19 protein-coding genes and 1 pseudogene are annotated in these 17,123 nt (G+C 74.6%); 12 read left to right on the forward strand and 8 right to left on the reverse strand.

Translation table 11 applies throughout. The features are described from left to right. Position 1 precedes the first annotated feature (1 nt). From BMW67_RS05565 to BMW67_RS05585, 5 genes are read left to right on the forward strand one after another with little or no spacing between them, the layout of a single operon-like run. The gene (locus tag BMW67_RS05565) at positions 2–379 is read left to right on the forward strand and encodes a Na+/H+ antiporter subunit C (RefSeq protein WP_072746490.1); all 378 of its coding nucleotides are present in this window, start codon (positions 2–4) and stop codon (positions 377–379) included. Beyond that, complete coding sequence (locus tag BMW67_RS05570; RefSeq protein WP_072746489.1) at positions 376–1,929, forward strand: monovalent cation/H+ antiporter subunit D; 1,554 nt, start codon at positions 376–378, stop codon at positions 1,927–1,929. Before BMW67_RS05565 ends, BMW67_RS05570 begins: the two co-directional genes overlap by 4 nt. Positions 1,930–1,931: 2 nt before the next feature. Further along, complete coding sequence (locus BMW67_RS05575; RefSeq protein WP_072746488.1) at positions 1,932–2,429, forward strand: Na+/H+ antiporter subunit E; 498 nt, start codon at positions 1,932–1,934, stop codon at positions 2,427–2,429. After that, complete coding sequence (locus tag BMW67_RS05580; protein ID WP_072746487.1) at positions 2,426–2,695, forward strand: K+/H+ antiporter subunit F; 270 nt, start codon at positions 2,426–2,428, stop codon at positions 2,693–2,695. The genes BMW67_RS05575 and BMW67_RS05580 overlap by 4 nt, the downstream gene beginning before the upstream one ends. Before the next feature lie 9 nt (positions 2,696–2,704). Continuing rightward, positions 2,705–3,124: a Na+/H+ antiporter subunit G gene (locus tag BMW67_RS05585; protein ID WP_072746486.1), complete on the forward strand. Its 420-nt coding sequence runs from the start codon at positions 2,705–2,707 to the stop codon at positions 3,122–3,124. A gap of 80 nt (positions 3,125–3,204) precedes the next feature. Here the strand turns inward: BMW67_RS05585 and BMW67_RS05590 are convergent, their stop codons facing one another. Continuing rightward, the gene (locus BMW67_RS05590; RefSeq protein WP_072746606.1) at positions 3,205–3,801 is read right to left on the reverse strand and encodes a TIGR04282 family arsenosugar biosynthesis glycosyltransferase; all 597 of its coding nucleotides are present in this window, start codon (positions 3,799–3,801) and stop codon (positions 3,205–3,207) included. 100 nt (positions 3,802–3,901) lie between these two features. After that, positions 3,902–4,027, reverse strand: coding sequence for a type B 50S ribosomal protein L36 (gene ykgO / locus BMW67_RS05595; RefSeq protein WP_072746485.1), 126 nt, complete (start codon positions 4,025–4,027; stop codon positions 3,902–3,904). Between the two features lie 381 nt (positions 4,028–4,408). Between ykgO and BMW67_RS05600 the strand changes: the two genes are divergently transcribed. The 4 genes from BMW67_RS05600 (at position 4,409) to BMW67_RS15270 (ending at position 8,382) form a co-directional block, all read left to right on the forward strand. Then, positions 4,409–5,596 (forward strand): cytochrome P450, encoded by a 1,188-nt coding sequence (locus BMW67_RS05600; RefSeq protein WP_072746484.1) that lies wholly within the window; start codon positions 4,409–4,411, stop codon positions 5,594–5,596. 77 nt (positions 5,597–5,673) lie between these two features. Continuing rightward, positions 5,674–6,630 (forward strand): SPFH domain-containing protein, encoded by a 957-nt coding sequence (locus BMW67_RS05605; RefSeq protein ID WP_072746483.1) that lies wholly within the window; start codon positions 5,674–5,676, stop codon positions 6,628–6,630. 9 nt (positions 6,631–6,639) lie between these two features. Continuing rightward, positions 6,640–7,110 (forward strand): NfeD family protein, encoded by a 471-nt coding sequence (locus BMW67_RS05610; protein WP_072746482.1) that lies wholly within the window; start codon positions 6,640–6,642, stop codon positions 7,108–7,110. A gap of 108 nt (positions 7,111–7,218) precedes the next feature. Beyond that, entirely contained in the window at positions 7,219–8,382 is a 1,164-nt protein-coding gene (locus tag BMW67_RS15270) for a LysM peptidoglycan-binding domain-containing protein (RefSeq protein WP_072746481.1), read from the forward strand. An 81-nt stretch (positions 8,383–8,463) separates the two neighbouring features. On the opposite strand, the gene BMW67_RS05620 is transcribed toward BMW67_RS15270, so the two are convergent. After that, positions 8,464–9,066 carry a gamma-glutamylcyclotransferase gene (locus BMW67_RS05620; protein ID WP_083581163.1) on the reverse strand — a complete coding sequence of 201 codons (603 nt, stop codon included), beginning with the start codon at positions 9,064–9,066 and terminating at the stop codon, positions 8,464–8,466. Positions 9,067–9,196: 130 nt separating this feature from the next. Between BMW67_RS05620 and BMW67_RS05625 the strand changes: the two genes are divergently transcribed. Then, complete coding sequence (locus BMW67_RS05625) at positions 9,197–10,225, forward strand: DUF2125 domain-containing protein (protein WP_072746480.1); 1,029 nt, start codon at positions 9,197–9,199, stop codon at positions 10,223–10,225. A gap of 15 nt (positions 10,226–10,240) precedes the next feature. Here BMW67_RS05625 and BMW67_RS05630 read toward each other — a convergent pair whose 3' ends face one another. The 4 genes and pseudogenes from BMW67_RS05630 to BMW67_RS05645 all read right to left on the reverse strand — a co-directional run bounded on the left by BMW67_RS05630 (position 10,241) and on the right by BMW67_RS05645 (position 14,333). Beyond that, positions 10,241–10,954, reverse strand: a complete 714-nt coding sequence (locus tag BMW67_RS05630; protein ID WP_072746479.1) for an extensin family protein — start codon at positions 10,952–10,954, stop codon at positions 10,241–10,243. A gap of 250 nt (positions 10,955–11,204) precedes the next feature. After that, positions 11,205–12,143, reverse strand: a pseudogene (locus BMW67_RS05635) (prephenate/arogenate dehydrogenase family protein); the annotation flags it as partial. A 176-nt stretch (positions 12,144–12,319) separates the two neighbouring features. Beyond that, positions 12,320–13,432, reverse strand: a complete 1,113-nt coding sequence (hisC, locus tag BMW67_RS05640; protein WP_072746478.1) for a histidinol-phosphate transaminase — start codon at positions 13,430–13,432, stop codon at positions 12,320–12,322. Positions 13,433–13,535: 103 nt separating this feature from the next. After that, entirely contained in the window at positions 13,536–14,333 is a 798-nt protein-coding gene (locus BMW67_RS05645) for an ABC transporter permease (RefSeq protein ID WP_072746604.1), read from the reverse strand. Positions 14,334–14,567: 234 nt separating this feature from the next. Here BMW67_RS05645 and BMW67_RS05650 point away from each other — a divergent pair, with 234 nt between their 5' ends. Then, complete coding sequence (locus BMW67_RS05650) at positions 14,568–15,233, forward strand: GcrA family cell cycle regulator (protein WP_072746477.1); 666 nt, start codon at positions 14,568–14,570, stop codon at positions 15,231–15,233. Between the two features lie 8 nt (positions 15,234–15,241). On the opposite strand, the gene BMW67_RS05655 is transcribed toward BMW67_RS05650, so the two are convergent. Then, on the reverse strand, positions 15,242–16,480 hold the full coding sequence (locus BMW67_RS05655) for a sensor histidine kinase (protein WP_072746476.1): 1,239 nt from the start codon (positions 16,478–16,480) through the stop codon (positions 15,242–15,244). 174 nt (positions 16,481–16,654) lie between these two features. Here BMW67_RS05655 and BMW67_RS05660 point away from each other — a divergent pair, with 174 nt between their 5' ends. After that, a complete protein-coding gene (locus BMW67_RS05660) occupies positions 16,655–17,074 on the forward strand; it encodes a DUF1178 family protein (RefSeq protein WP_072746475.1) in 420 nt (139 codons plus the stop codon). Positions 17,075–17,123: the final 49 nt, after the last annotated feature.

Raw genomic sequence — 17,123 nt, forward strand, 5'->3', positions numbered from 1 at the left:
GATGGAGCTGCTTTTCGCCTCGGCCGTCGGGCTGCTGACCGCCTGCGGCATCTATCTGATCCTGCGTCGGCGCAGCTTTCCGGTCATCATCGGGCTGTCGCTCCTGTCCTATGCGGTGAACCTGTTCCTGTTCGCCAGCGGCCGGCTGGCGGTGAACAGGCCGCCGCTTCTGCACGAGGGCGCCGAGGGCTACACCGACCCCATCCCGCAGGCGCTGGTGCTGACGGCGATCGTGATCTCGTTCGGCATGACGGCCGTGATCGTGATGATCGCGCTGAGCGACCACCTGACCTCGCGCGACGACCGGGTGGACGCGCCGGCGGGCGGCGCGGCGGATGACGGCGTCGAGGCGCCCGCGGCGCAGGAGGACGCGCGATGAGCCATCTGCCGGTTCTGCCCATCGTCCTGCCCGCGGCGCTGGCGGCCTTCATCCTGATGACCATGCGCCACCATCTGGAGCTGCAGCGCATCTTCTCGATCGCCGGAGCGGTCGCGCTGAGCGCGGTCGCGGCGCTGCTGGTCGCGCGCGCCTCGGACGGGCAGGTGCATGTCTACGAGCTGGGCGACTGGCCCGCGCCTTTCGGCATCGCGCTGGCGCTCGACCGGCTGTCGGCGATGATGGTGGCGCTGACGGCGCTGCTGCTGCTGGCGGTCACGCTTTATGCGGTCGGGGCGGGCTGGGATGCGCGCGGGCGCCATTTCCACGCGCTGCTGCAGTTCCAGGCCATGGGCGTGTGCGGCGCCTTCCTGACCGCCGACGCCTTCAACCTGTTCGTGTTCTTCGAGATCCTGCTGATCGCCTCTTACGGTCTGATGATCCATGCCGGCGGCGCCGAGCGGCTGCGCGCGGGGTTCCAGTATGTGGCCTACAACCTTCTGGGCTCGACGCTGTTCCTGTTCGCGATGGGCGCGCTCTACGCGGCGACGGGCACGCTCAACATGGCCGATCTGGGCGTGCGCATCGCCCAGCTGCCGGCCGAGCACGCGGCGCTGGCGCGGGCGGGCGCGGCGCTGCTGATCCTGGTCTTCGCGGTCAAGGCCGCGGCGCTGCCGGTGCATTTCTGGCTGCCGGGGGCGTATGCGGCCGCGCCGGGCCCCTCGGCGGCGATGTTCGCGATCCTGACCAAGGTCGGTGTCTACGCCATCTTGCGCATGCGCGCGACGGCCTTTCCCGAAAGCGCCCCGGCGCTGGCCGGGCTGTCCGAGGCGTGGCTGCTGCCCGCCGCGCTGGCCACGGCGCTGATCGGCGCGGCCGGCGTGCTGGGCGCGCGCGGCATGGCGCGCCTTGCGGCCTTCGGCACCATCGCCTCGGTCGGCACGCTGCTGATCGCGGCGGCGCTGTTCACGCCGCAATCGGCGGCGGCGGCGCTCTACTACATGCCGCATTCGACGCTGGCGGCGGCGGTCATGTTCCTGGCCGCCGACATGGTGACCGAGCGGCGCGGCGACGCCATCGCGCCCGGCCCGCGCATGGCCCATCATGCGCTGGTGGCGGCGGTGTTCTTCCTTGGCGCGGTGGCGCTGGCGGGGCTGCCGCCGCTGTCGGGCTTTCTGGGCAAGCTGATGATCATGGACGCCGCGCGCGGCCATGAGCGCGTGGCGTGGATCTGGGGCGTGATCCTGGTCGCGTCGCTGATCACGCTGATGGGGCTTGCCCGCGCCGGCAGCGACGTGTTCTGGCGTCCGGCCGAGGGCGAGGGCCGCGCCGAGAACCGCGAGCAGGACGAGGACGACGCCGCCGCCGGGCCCGGGCCCGCCGCGCCGGCGCAGCCCTCGGCGGCGTTGACCTTCGTCGCCGCCTTCGCTCTGCTGGCGGCGCTGGCGGCGCTGACGGTCCTTGCGGGGCCGGCCATGCGCTATGCCGACGCGGCCGTGGCGCAGCTGTTCGACGCCGGCGCCTATGCCGACGCCGTTCTGAGGAGGCCCTGAGCATGCGTCTGATCCGCGCGCTGTTTCCGCACCCGACGCTTTCGCTGCTGCTGACGGCGGTGTGGGTGGCGATGGCCAACACCTTCACGATCAACTCGCTGGTTCTGGGGGCGATGCTGGGCGTGGCCATTCCGATCTTCACGCGCGCCTACTGGCCCGACCGGCCGCGGCTGCGCAGCCCGCTGCGGGTGGCCGAGTATGCGGCGGTGGTGCTTTGGGACATCGTCATGGCCAACATCGCCGTGGCGCGGCTGGTGCTGTTCCGGCGCAACGCCGATCTGCGCCCGGCTTGGATCGCGGTGCCGCTGGATCTGCGCCACCCCGAGGCGATCACCGCGCTGGCGGGCACCATCACCATGACGCCGGGCACCGTGTCGTGCGACGTCTCGTCCGAGGGGCGCGCGCTTCTGGTGCATTGCCTGCATGCGCCCGATCCCGACGCCGTGCGCGACGAGATCAAGCAGCGCTACGAGCGCAGACTGATGGAGATTTTCGAATGATCGCGCTGGCCCTGGACTTCGCCTTCGCCTGCTTCGGCGCCGCGATGCTGATGAACATGTGGGTCGTGGCCGCCGGCCGCACGGTCGAGGACCGCATCCTTGCGCTCGACACCATGGTCATCAACGCCATCGCCCTGCTGATCCTGCACGGGATCTGGGCCGGAACGGCGGTGTTCTTCGAGGCGGCCATGATCATCGCCATGCTCGGCTTCGTCTCGACCGTGGCCTATGCGCGCTTCATCCTGCGCGGCAACATCATCGAATGAGGGGCGGGCATGTCGCAGGCGGTTGAAATCCTGATCGCGGCGAGCCTTGCGGTGGGCGGCGTGTTCGGCCTGGTCGGCTCTTACGGCCTGATCAAGCTGCCGAACCTGGTCATGCGCCTGCATGCGCCGACCAAGGCCACCACGCTGGGCGTGGGCGGGGTGCTGATCGCCTCGATGCTGCATTCGTGGTTCGCGCTCGGGCGGTTCTCGGTGCACGAGCTGCTCATCACCATGTTCCTGTTCCTGACCGCGCCCGTCACGGCGCATTTCATCGCCAAGGCGCATATCCACCGCCGCCTGAGCGCGCGCGATCTGCCCGCGCCGCAGGTCGATCGGGGGTGGGCGACGCTCGAGCGGCCCGAGGACGGCTCCCCCGACGGCGACCCCGGCGAAAAGGCCGAAGGCGCGCAGCCCGGCGGCGGGAACTGACCCGGACCCCGGCCGGCGCGCCGACCCCGCTCTGGCCCCGCGCTGATCTCGCTCGGGCCCCGCTCTGGCTCGCCCGCCGGTCAGCGCGTGCGCAGCGCGTCGAGGTCCGCGGCGTGGTCCACGTCGCGCAGCGTTTCGGCGAAGGCCACGCGGCGCCCGGCGAAGGTGCGCAGCGAATCGCTCAGCGCATGGGGGCTCGACCAGCGCACCCCCTGGAACAGGCCGGACGGGGGCGGCGCGGCGCCGCGCGCCAGGCCGACCAGCCAGAAGCCGCCATCCTCGGCCGGGCCGAACACCGCGTCCGCGCCGCGCAGCAGGGCGAAGGCCCGGGCGATTCGCGCGCGATTCGCGCCGGGCACGTCGCCGCCCACGATCAGCGCCGGTCCGGCGGGCGCATCGCGCAGCGCGCGGGCCATGCGCGCGCCCAGATCGCCGCGCCCCTGGGGCATGCGGCGCAGATGCGCGGGCCAGACGCGGCTGGTCAGCCCCTCGGCGTCGGGCGAGACGGCAAGGATCGTCTCCCAGCGCGGATCGCGCGCCAGCTCGCGCGCCGTGCGCAGCGCCTGCGCGCGGAACCAGCGCGCGGCCGCGGTCGCGCCCACATCGCGCGCAAGGCGGGTCTTGACGCGGCCGGGGCGCGGCTCCTTGACGAACAGGATCACCCGGGGGCGGCGCATGGCGCGGGGAGGGGCGGCGAAGGCGTGTCCGGGCAACGCGAAACCCCCGCGGGCCTTGCGGCCGGCGGGGGCGTCGAGCGCCATCGACGGCGCGGCGCGCTCAGCCCTGGCGGGCCTTGAAGCGGCGCTGGGTCTTGTTGATGACGTAGACGCGGCCCTTGCGGCGCACGACGCGGCAGTCGCGATGGCGCGCCTTCAGGGAGCGAAGCGAGTTCTTGACCTTCATCTTTCTCTCCGTGGCGAAGGCGCGGCGTGCCCGTCGGAGCCGGCGCCCTGTCAGCTTCGGCCCGCGCGCCCGGATCGTGGGCGCCGCAAGACCGCGAAATGGGATCGCGCCGGCGCGCAACGCTCCGGCCCGCGGGTGATAGCCGAGGAATCGGCCCGACGCAAGAGCCCCGCCTCTCCCCGCGCCGCGCGCCGCGCCCGCGCTCGAGCGCGCGCCGCGGGACATGGCGCCGCGGGCCCGGCGCCCAAGCGGGAACGGTCGCGGGGCGCGGCGCGGGGCGCGGCGTCCGGCGACGGGCGGGCGCGGGCGACCGGCCCCGGCGCGGGCTTGACGGCCGCCGGGGCCGCCGCTTCACTGCCCGCGCCGCTCAGGAGCCGCGACATGCCCCAGCTTCCGCTCTTCGAACAATCGCCCCGCGACCCCGCCTTCGTGCAGGACCCCTTCCCGGCCTATGAGCGCATGCGCGCGCTGGGGCCGGCGGTGTTCTGGCGCGACTATGGGATGGCGGTGTTCGCGCGCCACGCCGACGTGGCGGCGCTGCTGCGCGACCGGCGGCTGGGCCGCGCCCCGGCGCCCGAGCTGGCCCCGCAGGGGCCGCCCGCCGACGCCTTCGACGCCTTCGAGCGCCTGTCCCTGCTCGAGCGCGAACCCCCCGACCACACCCGCCTGCGGGCGCTGGTCAACCGCGCCTTCACCTCGCGCGCCATCGCCGGCTTCGCGCCGCGCATCCGCGCCGTCGCGGTCGGGCTGGCCGACGCGCTGCCCGCGGAGGAAGCCGATCTGATGCGCGCCTATGCCGAGCCGCTGCCCGTGCGCGTCATCGCCGAGCTGCTGGGCGCCCCGCCCGAGGCGGCGGCGCAGATGCGCGCCTGGTCGCACGACATGACGGCGATGTATCGCTTCGCCCCGCCGCCCGGCGCGCGGGCGCGCGCCAACGCCGCCGCCCAGGCCTTCGGCGCCTTCATGGCCGAGGTGATCGAGCGCCGCCGCCGCGCGCCGGGGCGGGCGTTGATCGACGCGCTCATCGCCGCCGAGCAGGACGGCGCGCGCCTGAGCCGGGACGAGCTGATCGCCACCTCGATCCTTCTGATGAACGCGGGGCACGAGGCCACGACGCTGGCGATCGGCCTGGCGCTGAAGCTGGCGCTGACCGGGACGGCGACGCCCGCTGCGCTGGCCGCCGAGACGGGGCCTGACGAGGCGCTGCGGCTGGACCCGCCCATGCACCTGTTCACCCGCCACGTGCGCGAGGATCTGGAGCATGCCGGCGCGACGCTGCGGCGCGGGCAGGTGATCGGGCTGGCGCTGGGCGCGGCCAACCGCGACCCGGAGCGCTTCGCGCGCCCCGAGCTCTTCGACCCGCGGCGGCCGGGGCTGGCCGGGCATGTGGGCCTGGGCGCGGGCATCCATTTCTGCGTCGGCGCGCCGCTTGCGCGGCTCGAGATGCGCGCGGCGGTCGCGGCGCTGTTCGCGCGCTGGCCGCGCATCCGCCTGATCGAGGCGCCGCGCTTCGAGGACCGTTACCACTTCCGCGCCCTCGGGGCGCTGCGCGTCCGCCCGGCCGGCTGACCGGCGCCTTGCCGCTTGCGCCGGAGCGGCGCCTCGGCCGAAGGTGTGAGGGTCCGAATCCGCCGCAAGGAAACCCCATGCTCGATCCGCTTCTGCCCACCTCGATCTCGGCCGCGACGCTGGCCTTCCTCGTCTTCGCGCTGGTGCTGGTCTTCCTGTCGGTCAAGGCCGTGCCCCAGGGCGAGGAATGGACCGTCGAGCGCTTCGGCCGCTACACCCGCACCCTGCGGCCGGGCCTGAACTTCCTGATCCCGCTGATCGAGCGCGTGGGCGCGCGCATCAACATGATGGAGACCGTGCTCGACATCGACAGTCAGGAGGTCATCACCCGCGACAACGCCCGCATCCAGGCCGACGCCATCGCCTTCTACCAGGTGGTCGACGCCGCCGCGGCGGCCTACGAGGTGCGCGACCTGGAGCGCGCGCTCAACAACCTGACCATGACCAACATCCGCACCGTGATCGGCGCCATGGATCTGGACGAGGTGCTGTCGAACCGCGACGCCATCAACTCGCGCCTCCTGACGGTGATCGACGCGGCGTCGAACCCCTGGGGCGTGAAGGTGACCCGGGTCGAGATCAAGGACCTGACCCCGCCCGAGGACATCACCGCCGCCATGGCCAAGCAGATGAAGGCCGAGCGCGAGAAGCGCGCCGAGGTTCTTCAGGCCGAGGGCGAGAAGCTGGCCGCCATTCTCAAGGCCGAGGGCTTCAAGGAGGCCCAGATCCGCGAGGCCGAAGGCCGCCGCGCCGCCGCCTTCCTCGACGCCGAGGCGCGCGAGCGCCAGGCCCGCGCCGAGGCCGAGGCCACGCGCATGGTGTCCGAGGCCATCGCTGCGGGCGACGTGCAGGCGGTGAACTACTTCGTCGCCCAGAAATACGTCGAAGCCCTGCGCGACGTGGCCGCCGCGCCCAACGCCAAGACGGTGATGATCCCGCTCGAGGCGTCGGGGGTGATCGGCTCGGTCGCCGGCGTGGCCGAGCTGGCGCGCGCCGCCGGGCTTGGCGGCGGCGCGGCCGGCGGCCGGGGCTGAGGGCGCGTCATGGACATTTTCGCCTTTCTCGACGGCGCCTCGCCCTGGGGCTGGGCCGCGCTGGCCGTGGGGCTTGCCGCGGTCGAGATGCTGATCGGCTCGTTCTTCCTGCTGTGGCCGGCGCTGGCGGCGGCGCTGACGGCCATGGCGCTGATCTATGCGCCCGATCTGAGCGGCGCGGCGCAGATCGGGCTGTTCTCGGGCGCGGCGGCGCTGCTGACGCTGGGCGGGCGCTGGGCGGCGCGGCGGCTGGGGGCGGCGCGGTCCGGGCGCCCCGAGCTCAACCGGCGCGAGGCGCGGCTGACCGGGCGCGTGGCCGTGGCGGTCGAGCCCTTCGAGGAGGGCGAGGGCGCGGTCGAGATCGACGGCGTGCGCTGGAGGGCCCGCGCGGCGCCGGATGCGCGCATCGACAAGGGCGCGCGGCTGCGCGTCAGGCGCGCCGAGGGCATGACGCTGATCGTCGCGCCCGTTAACCATTAGTGAACGATTGTTGAGGCAAATTTTTCCGCTTAATATGCGCCCCGTATGTTTTTGTTGATGGGGTCCGCCCGGCAGGGGCGGGCAGGGGGCGTTGCGATGAAACGGTTCATGAAACATTTCGCCGCCGCGGCGATGGCGGCGGGCGTCGCCTGCGGCGCGATGGCGCAAGAAGGCGCGCCGGCGCGCGAGTGCGGCGTGGAGTATGTGGTCGTTCCCGGCGACACGCTGGGCGTGATCGCGCGCAAGACGCTGGGCGACGAACGCCTGTTCGACCTGATCCACCTCGTCAACCGCGCGGCGATCGGCCCCGATCCGAACCGCATCGAGATCGGGCAGAGGCTGCGCATCCCCTGCCCGGACGATCTTCTTGCGGCGCGCGTCCAGCTTGACGAGGCGGCGGACGGCGCCTCCGCCGCGCCCGCCTCCGATCCCGCCGCCGATCCCGCCGCCGATCCTGCCGCGCCGGCCGCCGACCCCGCCGCGCCGGCCGCCGACCCCCTTCCCGCGCCGGCCCTGCGGCGCGAGGTTCCCGGCGCGCCGCTCTTGCGGCTGGTCACATTCGACCGCAATCCGCCCCTCAGCGGCGCGGATCTGCCGGCGGGCGGCGTGCTGACCGACCTTGTCGGCGCCGCGCTGAGCGTCGGCCGCCCCGCCTTCGGCTACGAGGTCGTCTTCGTCGACGACCCGGCCGCCATGCGCGGCCCGCAGGCGCGCGCGGATCTGCATTTCCCCGCGGTCGCCCCCGACTGCGCCGCGGGCGCGTCGCTGCCGCCGGCCGCGCGCGCGCGCTGCGCGGCCGAGCTGTTCTCGGACCCGTTCTTCGAGATCCGCGTCGGTTATTTCGTCGGCCCGCGCAGCGACTACCGCCGCGCCAAGGCGCCGGCCGATCTGCGCGGGCTGCGCCTTTGCCGGCCTGCGCGCATGCCCGTGGGCGATCTCGCGGCGCGGGGCCTGACCGATCCCGAGGTGTCGCTGGTGCGCGGGCGCGACCTTGACTATTGCCTGCGCGCGCTGCGCATCGGCGAGGTGGACGTGGTGTCGGCCGAAACCGTCCGCGTGAACGAGGCGGCGGAAAGGCTGGGCTATGTGAACTGGGCGGTCGAGCTCGAGCCGCTGTCGCAGACCCTGCCGCTGCGCGCCGCCGGTCCGCGCACGGCGCGCACGCGCCGGGCGCTCGAGGCGCTCGACGCCGGCCTTGCGCGCCTGCGGGCCGATGGCGGGTGGTTCCGGATCGTCTCGCGCCACGCGACGGGCGCCGCGGCGACGAACTGATCTCCAGACGCCCCGGCGCGCGCCGCGGCGACGGACCGATCCCCAGGCGCCCTGGCGCGCGCAGCAGGGACGAGCCGATCCCTAGGCGCCCTGGCGCGCGCCGCTCAGGGCGCGCACCATCTCGTCCAGCCGCTCGAGCTCGGGATCGCGCAGCCCAAGCTCGCGCAGATGCGCGACGGTGTTGTGCAGATACTCGGCGTTCGGGCCGGCCGGACCGACCGAGGCGGCGATGATCCGCGCCTGCTCGTCAAGCGGCAGCGGCGCGTAGTGGGGATGCGCCTGGTTCATCAGGTAGCAAAGCGCGCGCACCCTGCCACCGTCGCGCAGCTCGATCTCGTGGAAGGTCTCGAGATAGCTGTCCTCGTCCATCTCGCGATGGTTCAGATAGGCGTGCGCCTCGGCTGCGCTCTCGGCCGGCACGCGAAAGGCCGCGCCGTCGCACCACGCGCCCGGCGCCCGGTCCAGCGCCAGCACCAGCCCCGGCGCCCGCGGCGTGCCCCGGTAGCGCACCGAGCGCAGGCAGAAGGCGCGCCGATAGCCATGGATGCGCGCGATGCGCCGCTCGGCATAGGCGAAGCCGGGCCGCCACAGCAGCGAGCCATAGCCGAACACCCACAGATCGCCCTCGGCGCCCGCCGCCTGCGCCGCGTCGGCGCGCCGGTTCGCGGTCTGTCCGTCATGCATGGCTTTCTCCGCGTCTCGGGCCGGTTTCGCGCCTGCCGGGCCTCGCGCGCCGGCCCGTGCCGGCGTATATAGCGCCCAGCCGCGCAAGCCAAGCGCGGCGCGCCGAAGGGCGGCGAAGGAAAGGGCGGGCATGCTGTTCAGGGTCAGGCTTTTGATTGCGGCCGTGGTCGTCGCGGCGCTGGGGTGGAGCGCATGGTGGTGGATCGGCGCCTCGGCCCAGCGCGCGGCGCTCGAGGGCTGGCTCGAGGCGCGCCGCGCCGACGGCTGGACGGCCGAGGCCGACGCGCTGCGCGTGGGCGGCTACCCCAACCGCTTCGACGCGGTGCTGTCGGGGCTGCGGCTGGCCGATCCGCGGGCCGGCTGGGCGTGGGAGGCGCCCGAGCTGCGCAGCTTCATGCTGTCCTACGTTCCCAACCGGGTCATCCTGGCGCTGCCGCCGCGCCAGACCTTCAGGGCGGGCGCGCTTTCGGGCGCGCTCGAGGCCGACGAGCTGCGCGCCTCGGCCGCCGTCGCGCCGGGGCTTGGGCTGGAGCTGGAGCGCGCGGTGATCGAGGGGCGCGGCCTGCGGCTGATCGCCGACGAGGGATGGCGCGCCGAGGCCGCGCGCGGCCTGCTGGCGCTGCGCCGCTCGCCCCGCGCGCAGGGGCTGGCGAACGCCTATGACGCCGCGCTCGAGCTGGGCGCGCTGGGCCTGCCGCGCCAGGCGGCCGACGCGCTGGCGGGGCTGTGGGACGAGGGGGCGTCGCTGGACGCGGACATGATCGCGGCGTTCGACGCGCCGCTCGACCGCCGCGCGGCAGAGGGCAGGGCGCCGCGGCTGACCCATCTGCGCATCCTGAGCGCGCGGGCGGGGGGCGCGGCCCTGCGCCTCGAGGCGAAGGGCGAGCTGGCCTTCGACGCCCAGGGCCGGCCCGAGGGGCGGCTTGATCTGCGCGTGAGCGACTGGCGCGCGGCGCTCGAGGCGCTGCGGCGCGCGGGGCGCATCGCCGCGGCCGATGCGCGCGATGCGCAGTGGGTGTTATCGCTGCTGGCCGGCGGGGCGGACGCGCTCGAGGCGCCGCTGCGCTTCGCTTCGGGCGGCGTGTTCCTGGGGCCGCTGCGGCTGGGACCGGCGCCGCGGCTGGGCATCGCCGCCGCGCAGCGCGGCGCGCCCGGCTGAGGGCGGGGGCGGGGCTCAGCGGCAGACGGGCGGCCCCTCATGGGCGCGCACGTCAAGATGGAAGTGGTCGGCATGGGGGGCGTCATGCTCGGGCCCCAGCGTCGTGCCGAAGCTGGCGCAGCCCGCGCGCCAGGCGCCGCGCAGAAAGCGCCCTGCGATGCCGCGGCCCCAGTGCCGCCGCACCGAGATCACCCGCCCGTCCGACAGCACGAAGGCGGCCACGTCCACGGCGTTGCCCGCCGCGTGCTCGGACAGCCGCGCGCCGGGGCGCCCATAGAGCGGCCGGCATTGATACGAGCCGCTGGGCCGCACCGCCGCCAGGTCGAAGCCGAGGCGGCGCGCATGGGCGCGGGTGCGCGCGATCCAGTCGGCGAAGGCGCGCGCCGTGCGGCAGTTGACCACGATCGGCTCGAGCAGCGCGACGCCGTCCGCGCGTTCGACGCGCACGGGTTCGGGCACGCCGCAACGTCCCGGCGCCTCGATGGGATCGAGGGCGCGCCCGCGCAGCCGCGCGTCGCCGCACAGCCCCGCCGCCGCGCCGGCCGCCTTGGTCGTCGGCCCTGCCGGCAGCGCGGCCAGCAGCCCCGCCAGCGCCAGGGCGGCCGCGCGCGGGCGGCCGGCGCGGCGGCGGGCTTCGCGCCGCCCGGGGCGCGCGGCGAAGGTGCGCTGCGCCGGCGTGTCCCGGGGCGCGTCGCCGGGCGCATGGCGAGGGCTGCGCGCGCGCGACATGGCCGCCCTACTCGCGCCGCGCCGCTCCGGGGGCGGGCGTCTCGTCGTCTGCGGCGGGGGCCGGAGCCGGGGCCGCGGTGGGGGCCGGGGCGGGGGCCGCATCGGCGCCCGGCCCCGCGCCCAGTCCTGCGCCCAGGTCCGCATCCTTGTCTGGGCCTGCGCCCTGATCCTGATCCCGGGCCGGGGCCTGCGGGTCGGCGCCCGCTGCGGCCGGCGCCTCGGCGCTGCGGGCGGGCGCGGGGCGCGAGGGCTTCACGCGCCCGAAATCCGGCGCGGCGGTGTCCTGGCCGGCCTCGATGATGCCGCGGCGGATGGCGCGGGTGCGGGTGAAGTAGTCGAACAAGAGGTCCCCGTCGCCCATGCGGATGGCGCGCTGAAGGACGAACAGCTCTTCGGTGAAGCGGCCCAGGATCTCGAGCGTCGCCTCCTTGTTGTTGAGAAACACGTCGCGCCACATGGTCGGGTCGGACGCGGCGATGCGCGTGAAGTCGCGAAAGCCGGCCGCGGAATACTTGATGACCTCGGAATCCGTGACCCGGCGCAGGTGGTCGGCGACGCCGACCATGGTGTAGGCGATCAGATGCGGCGCGTGCGAGGTCACCGCCAGCACCAGGTCGTGATGGGCGGGGTCCATCTCGTCGACATTGGCGCCGCAGCCCTCCCACAGCCGGCGCAGCCGCGCGACCTGGCCGCGGTCCGAGCCGGGCAGGGGGGTGAGGATGCACCAGCGGTTGTCGAACAGCTCGGCGAAGCCGGCCTCGGGGCCCGAATGCTCGGTGCCCGCAAGCGGGTGGGCGGGGATGAAATGGACCTCTTCGGGCAGGTGAGGGGCCACGGCCTCGATCACCGCCGCCTTGACCGAGCCCACATCGGAAACCACCGCGCCGGGCTTGAGCGCCGGGGCGATGGCGCGGGCGGTCGCTTCCATGGCGCCGACCGGCACGCACAGGATGACCAGATCGGCGTCGCGCACGCATTCGGCCGGGGCGGCGAAGACCTCGTCGCAGAAGCCCAGCCGCGCCGCGGTCTCGCGCGTGGCGGCCGAGCGCGCATGCCCCACGATCCGCCGCGCCAGCCCCGCGCGCCGCGCCGCCCAGGCGATGGACGAGCCGATCAGCCCCAGCCCGATCAGCGCCACCGTGTCGTAGATGGGGCCTTCGTCCTGCGCGCGCGCGGCGGCGGCGTCCACCGCCGTGGGGCGCGGGCCGGCGTCACGCGCGGCGCCGGCGGAGGCGCCCGGCGACGCGGCGGAGGCGGGCGCGGCGGAGGTGGGCGCGGCGGGGGCGCGTTCGGCGGGGGCGGGTCGGGCGGGGGCCGTCGGCCCCTGGTTCGGCCCGGCGTTCCGGGCGGCGGGCGCGTCGTCGCTCATGCCGATCCCTCCTGATCTTCGCGGGCGAAGCGCGCGGCCAGCTCGGCCACCAGGCGGCAGGCCTCTTCGTCGCCGACGGTGATGCGGATGTGCTCGGGCAGCTTGTAGCCCGCCACCTTGCGCAGGATCACCCCGCGCGCCTTGAAGAAGGCGTCCATGCGCTCGACCCGTCCGGCGCCGACATGGGCGAGCAGGAAGTTCCCCTCGGAGGGCAGGCAGGGCATGCCCGCCGCCGCAAGCCGCTTGGCCAGCCAGTCGCGCCAGACCTCGTTGCGCAGGGCGCAGGTCTCGCGCCATTCGAGGTCGCGGATGGCGGCCTCGCCGGCCTCGAGCGCGGGGGTGGACAGGTTGAACGGTCCGCGGATGCGGTCGAGCGCGTCGATGACGTGATCGGGCGCGTAGGCCCAGCCGATCCGCAGCGCCGCCAGGCCGTGGATCTTCGAGAAGGTGCGCGTCATCACCACGTCGTCGCGCATGCGCGCCAGCCGAGCGCCGGCGTCGTAGCCGGGCGCGCGGACGTATTCGGCATAGGCGCCGTCAAGCACCAGCAGCGCGCGCGCCGGCTTGAGTCGGGCGAGGCGGGCGATCTCGTCCGCGCCGACCAGCGTGCCGGTCGGGTTGTTGGGGTTGGCCACGAAGATCAGCCGCGTGCGCTCGGTGCAGGCGGCCAGCAGCGCGTCGACGTCGGTGCGCATATCCTTCTCGGGCGCCTCGACGGGCGTGGCGCCGGCGGCCAGCGCGCTGATGCGATACATGCCGAAGCCGTGCTCGGTGTGCAGCACCTCGTCGCCGGGGCCCGCATAGGCCTGGCACAGCATCGAGATGATCTCGTCCGAGCCGGCGCCGCAGATGATGCGCTCGGGCTCCAGCCCCTCGACCTCGGCGATGGCGGCGCGCAGGCGCGCATGGCCGCCGTCGGGGTAGATCGCCAGCCGGTCGGCCGCCGCGGCGTAGGCGGCGACGGCGCGCGGCGAGGGGCCGTAGGGGTTCTCGTTGGACGACAGCTTGATGGCCCGGTTCGCCCCCGGAACCGCGCTCTCGCCGCCCACATAGGGCGCGATGCTCAGGATGCCGGGTTGGGGCTTGATGACGGGATGAGGCTTGGTCATGTGCCGCGTCTTGTTCCGGCCGCCGGCTCTGGCGCGCCCGCCGGCGGATGGGCGCGCCAATGACTTACCCGGGAATGCGGGCGCGCGCCAGCGCCGCGCGCGCTCATGTCTTCAGCTTCCAGCCGCTGCGCAGCAGCGCCCATGCCGCCGTCCACAGCGCCGCCGTCAGCCCGGCCGCGACCGCCGCCCCCGTCCATGGCGCGCCGCCCGCGCCGGCGTCCGACAGGCCGATGGCGCCGTAGCGAAAGCCGTCGATCAGGTGAAAGACCGGGTTGAAGTGGCTGGCGGTCTCGAGCGCGGGGGGCAGGTCGCGCACCGAGTAGAAGGTGCCCGACAGGAAGCTGAGCGGCGTGACGACGAAGTTGGTGATCGCCGCCATCTGGTCGAACTTGTCGGCCGCGATGCCCGCGATGACGCCCGCCAGCGCCATGATCGCCGATCCGGCCAGCGCATAGCCCAGCAGCCAGAGCGGATGCGCGGGCGCGACCCCGGCCATGGCGAAGGCCGCGCCGCCGGCCAGCAGCGCCACCGCCAGGCCGCGCGCCACGCCGCCGAAGACGTAGCCGAACAGGATCTCGGCCGGGCTGAGCGGCGGCATGAGCGTATCGACGATGTTGCCCTGCACCTTCGAGATGATCAGCGAGGACGAGGTGTTCGCGAAGGCGTTCTGCAGCACCGCCATCATGGCGACGCCGGGCGCCAGGAAGGCGGCGAAGGGCACGCCCTCGGTCTCGCCGCGCCGGGCGGCGAAGGCGACGGTGAACACCGCCATGAACAGGATCGTCGTCGTCATCGGCGCCAGCAGCGTCTGCGTCCAGACATTGGCGAAGCGCAGCGTCTCGCGCATGCACAAGGTCCATGCGCCCAGCAGGTTGAAGCGTCCGAAGCGCCGCGCCCCCATCCGGCCCGCGCCGCCGCGGGCGGGGGCGTCTTGCAGGTGCGGGGCGGTGGGCTGGGTCATGACGTTCTCCGCTGCAGGGTCGGGATCGTGGCGCCCGGGGCGCCGCGCATCTTGTAACGGGCGCGGCGCGGGTTACAATAGGCCCGAGCGGGGAGGCCTTCTGCGGAGGCCTTCCCCAACCGCGCGCCCGGCCGGTGCGCGGCGCTTGCATTCGTCAATCAGGAGACTCAGCGCATGTCGTGGACCGACGAGAGGGTCGAGGCGCTCAAGACCATGTGGGCCGAGGGCAAGAGCGCCAGCCAGATCGCCAAGGCGTTGGGCGGCGTCACCCGCAACGCGGTGATCGGCAAGGTGCATCGCCTGGGTCTGTCGAACCGCGCGGCCGCCAAGCCGGCCGCCGAGCCCGCGCGCGAGCGCCCCGAGCCCAAGGCCGAGCGCGCGCCCAAGGCCGCGCCCAAGGCCAAGCCGGCCGAGGCCGAGGCCCCGGCGGCCGAGGCCGCGCCCGCGCCGGCGCCCCAGCCCGCGCCCGAGCCGGCCGCCGCCCGCCCCGCCCCCCAGCCCGAGCCCGAGCCGCGCCCGGCTTCCGCCCCGGCCGCGCAGCCCGAGGCGCCGGTCGTCGCGCGCCGCGGCGGGCCGGGGGCCGGACCGCAGCCGCCCGCGCCCTCGGAGGTGTCCGAAGAGGCCCGCCGCCGCCTTGAAGAGGTCGAGAAGAAGGCCCGCCGCCTTTCGCTGCTCGAGCTGACCGAGCGCACCTGCAAATGGCCCATCGGCGACCCGGCCACGGACGACTTCTATTTCTGCGGCCTGCCCGCCCATGGCGGCAAGCCGTATTGCGAGGATCACGTCGTCATCGCCTATCAGCCCATGAGCCCGCGCCGCGACCGTTCGCGCTCGCGCTGAGGCGCGGCTCAATCGGCCAGCGGCAGCCACAGCGTGAAGCGGCTGCCGCGGCCCGGCGCGCTTTCGATCTGCAGCTCGCCGCGATGGCGCGTCATGATGTGCTTGACGATCGCCAGCCCCAGACCCGTGCCGCCCTGGTCGCGGCTGCGCTTGACCGAGACGCGGTAGAATCGCTCGGTCAGGCGGGGGATGTGCTCGCGCGCCACGCCCTCGCCCTGATCCTCGACGCAGATGCCCGCCATGCGCGGGCGCAGCGGGTCGGCGGGGGCGGGGCGGACGCGCACGGGCTTGCCGCCGCCGTATTTGAGCGCGTTCTCGATCAGATTGCCCAGCGCCTGCGCCAGCTGGTCGCGGTCGGCGCGCACGACGGGGCCGGGCTCGGGGGCGGCGAGCTCGATCGTCACGCCGCGCGCGCGGGCCATGGGCTCGAAGGCGGCGGCCGCCTCGCGGGCGGCGGCGTGCAGGTCGAGGCGCCCGGACGGGGGCACATGCTCGTCCAGCTCGATGCGGCTGAGCGACAACAGGTCGTCCACCAGCCGTGACATGCGCTCGGCCTGCGCCCGCATGATGGCCAGAAAGCGCGCCTGCGCCTCGGGGTCGTCGCGCGCCGGGCCCGAAAGCGTGTCGATGAAGCCCATGATCGAGGCCAGCGGCGTGCGCAGCTCGTGCGAGGCGTTGGCCACGAAATCGGTGCGCATCTGCTGGGCGCGCACGTCGCGCGTGCGGTCCTCGAGCGCGCAAAGCGCGCCGCCCTCGTCCTTGCTCAGATGCGCGCGCAGCCAGCGACCGGGTCCCGAATGCATCGCGAACTCGACCTCGCGCGGGGCGCCGTCGCGCAGCGTGTCCTTGAGCGCCGCCACGAATTCGGGATGGCGAAAGCAGGCCGCGTGATGCACGCCCGGCGCGGCGCGCGGCACAAGCGCGCGCGCGGCCGCATTGGCGAAGGCGATGCGCCCCGCGCGGTCGATGGCCAAAAGCGCGACGGGCACGGCTTCGAGCGCGGCGCGGCCCTCGGGCGGCGCGGGGGGCGGCCCCGCACGCAGGGGGGACGGCGCGGGGTCGGAGGCGGGGGCGGGGTCCGAGGCGCGCGCCTGCGCGGCGATCCACAGGCCCAGCGCCGCCGCGCCCGCCGCGGCCAGCCCCGCCGGCCCGGCGCCGGCCGCCGCCGCCAGCGTCGCCGCGGCAAGCGACGCCGCGCCCGCGCCCAGCGCCGCCCGGCGCTCCTTCGCATCGCGCCCCGAAGCCATCGAGCCTCCCCTTCCGCGTCCCGGCCCAGCGCGTCCGCGCCGCGTCCCCGCGACGCCGGCGCTCATAGCACGAACGCGCCTTGCGGCGAAGCGCGGTTGCATTGACGAAATCGTCATATATCTGTTTGACCATGCCGATGCGGCGAACCTGTCGGCGGCCGGGAAACTGGTGCGATGATCCGATACGCGTTGAAATGCAAGGCGGGGCACGCCTTCGAAAGCTGGTTCCAGTCGAGCGAGGCGTTCGACCGTCTGCAGGCGGCCGGCCGGCTGAGCTGCGCGGTGTGCGGCGGCGCCGAGGTGGAGAAGGCGCTGATGGCGCCGAACGTGGCGGCCTCGGCCGAGGCGCCGGCGCGCCCCTTGTCCGAGCCCGCCAGCCTGGCCGAGGCGCTCTTGCGCGCGCTGCGCGAGCGGCTCGAGCGCCATGGCGAATATGTCGGCCGCGACTTCGCGCGCGAGGCCCGCGCCATTCACGCCGGAGAGGCCGATGCGCGCCTGATCTACGGCGAGGCCAGCGTGGAAGAGGCGCGCGCCCTGCTGGAAGAGGGCGCGCCCGTCGCGCCCTTGCCCTTTCCAGTCCGGCGCGACGGCTGAGATCGCGCATGACGGGCGTTGACCCTTGCCGTGCGGGCCTCTATGCGCC

Origin of the sequence: Oceanicella actignis (assembly GCF_900111545.1) — a bacterium.
Taxonomy (GTDB): Bacteria; Pseudomonadota; Alphaproteobacteria; order Rhodobacterales; family Rhodobacteraceae; genus Oceanicella; species Oceanicella actignis.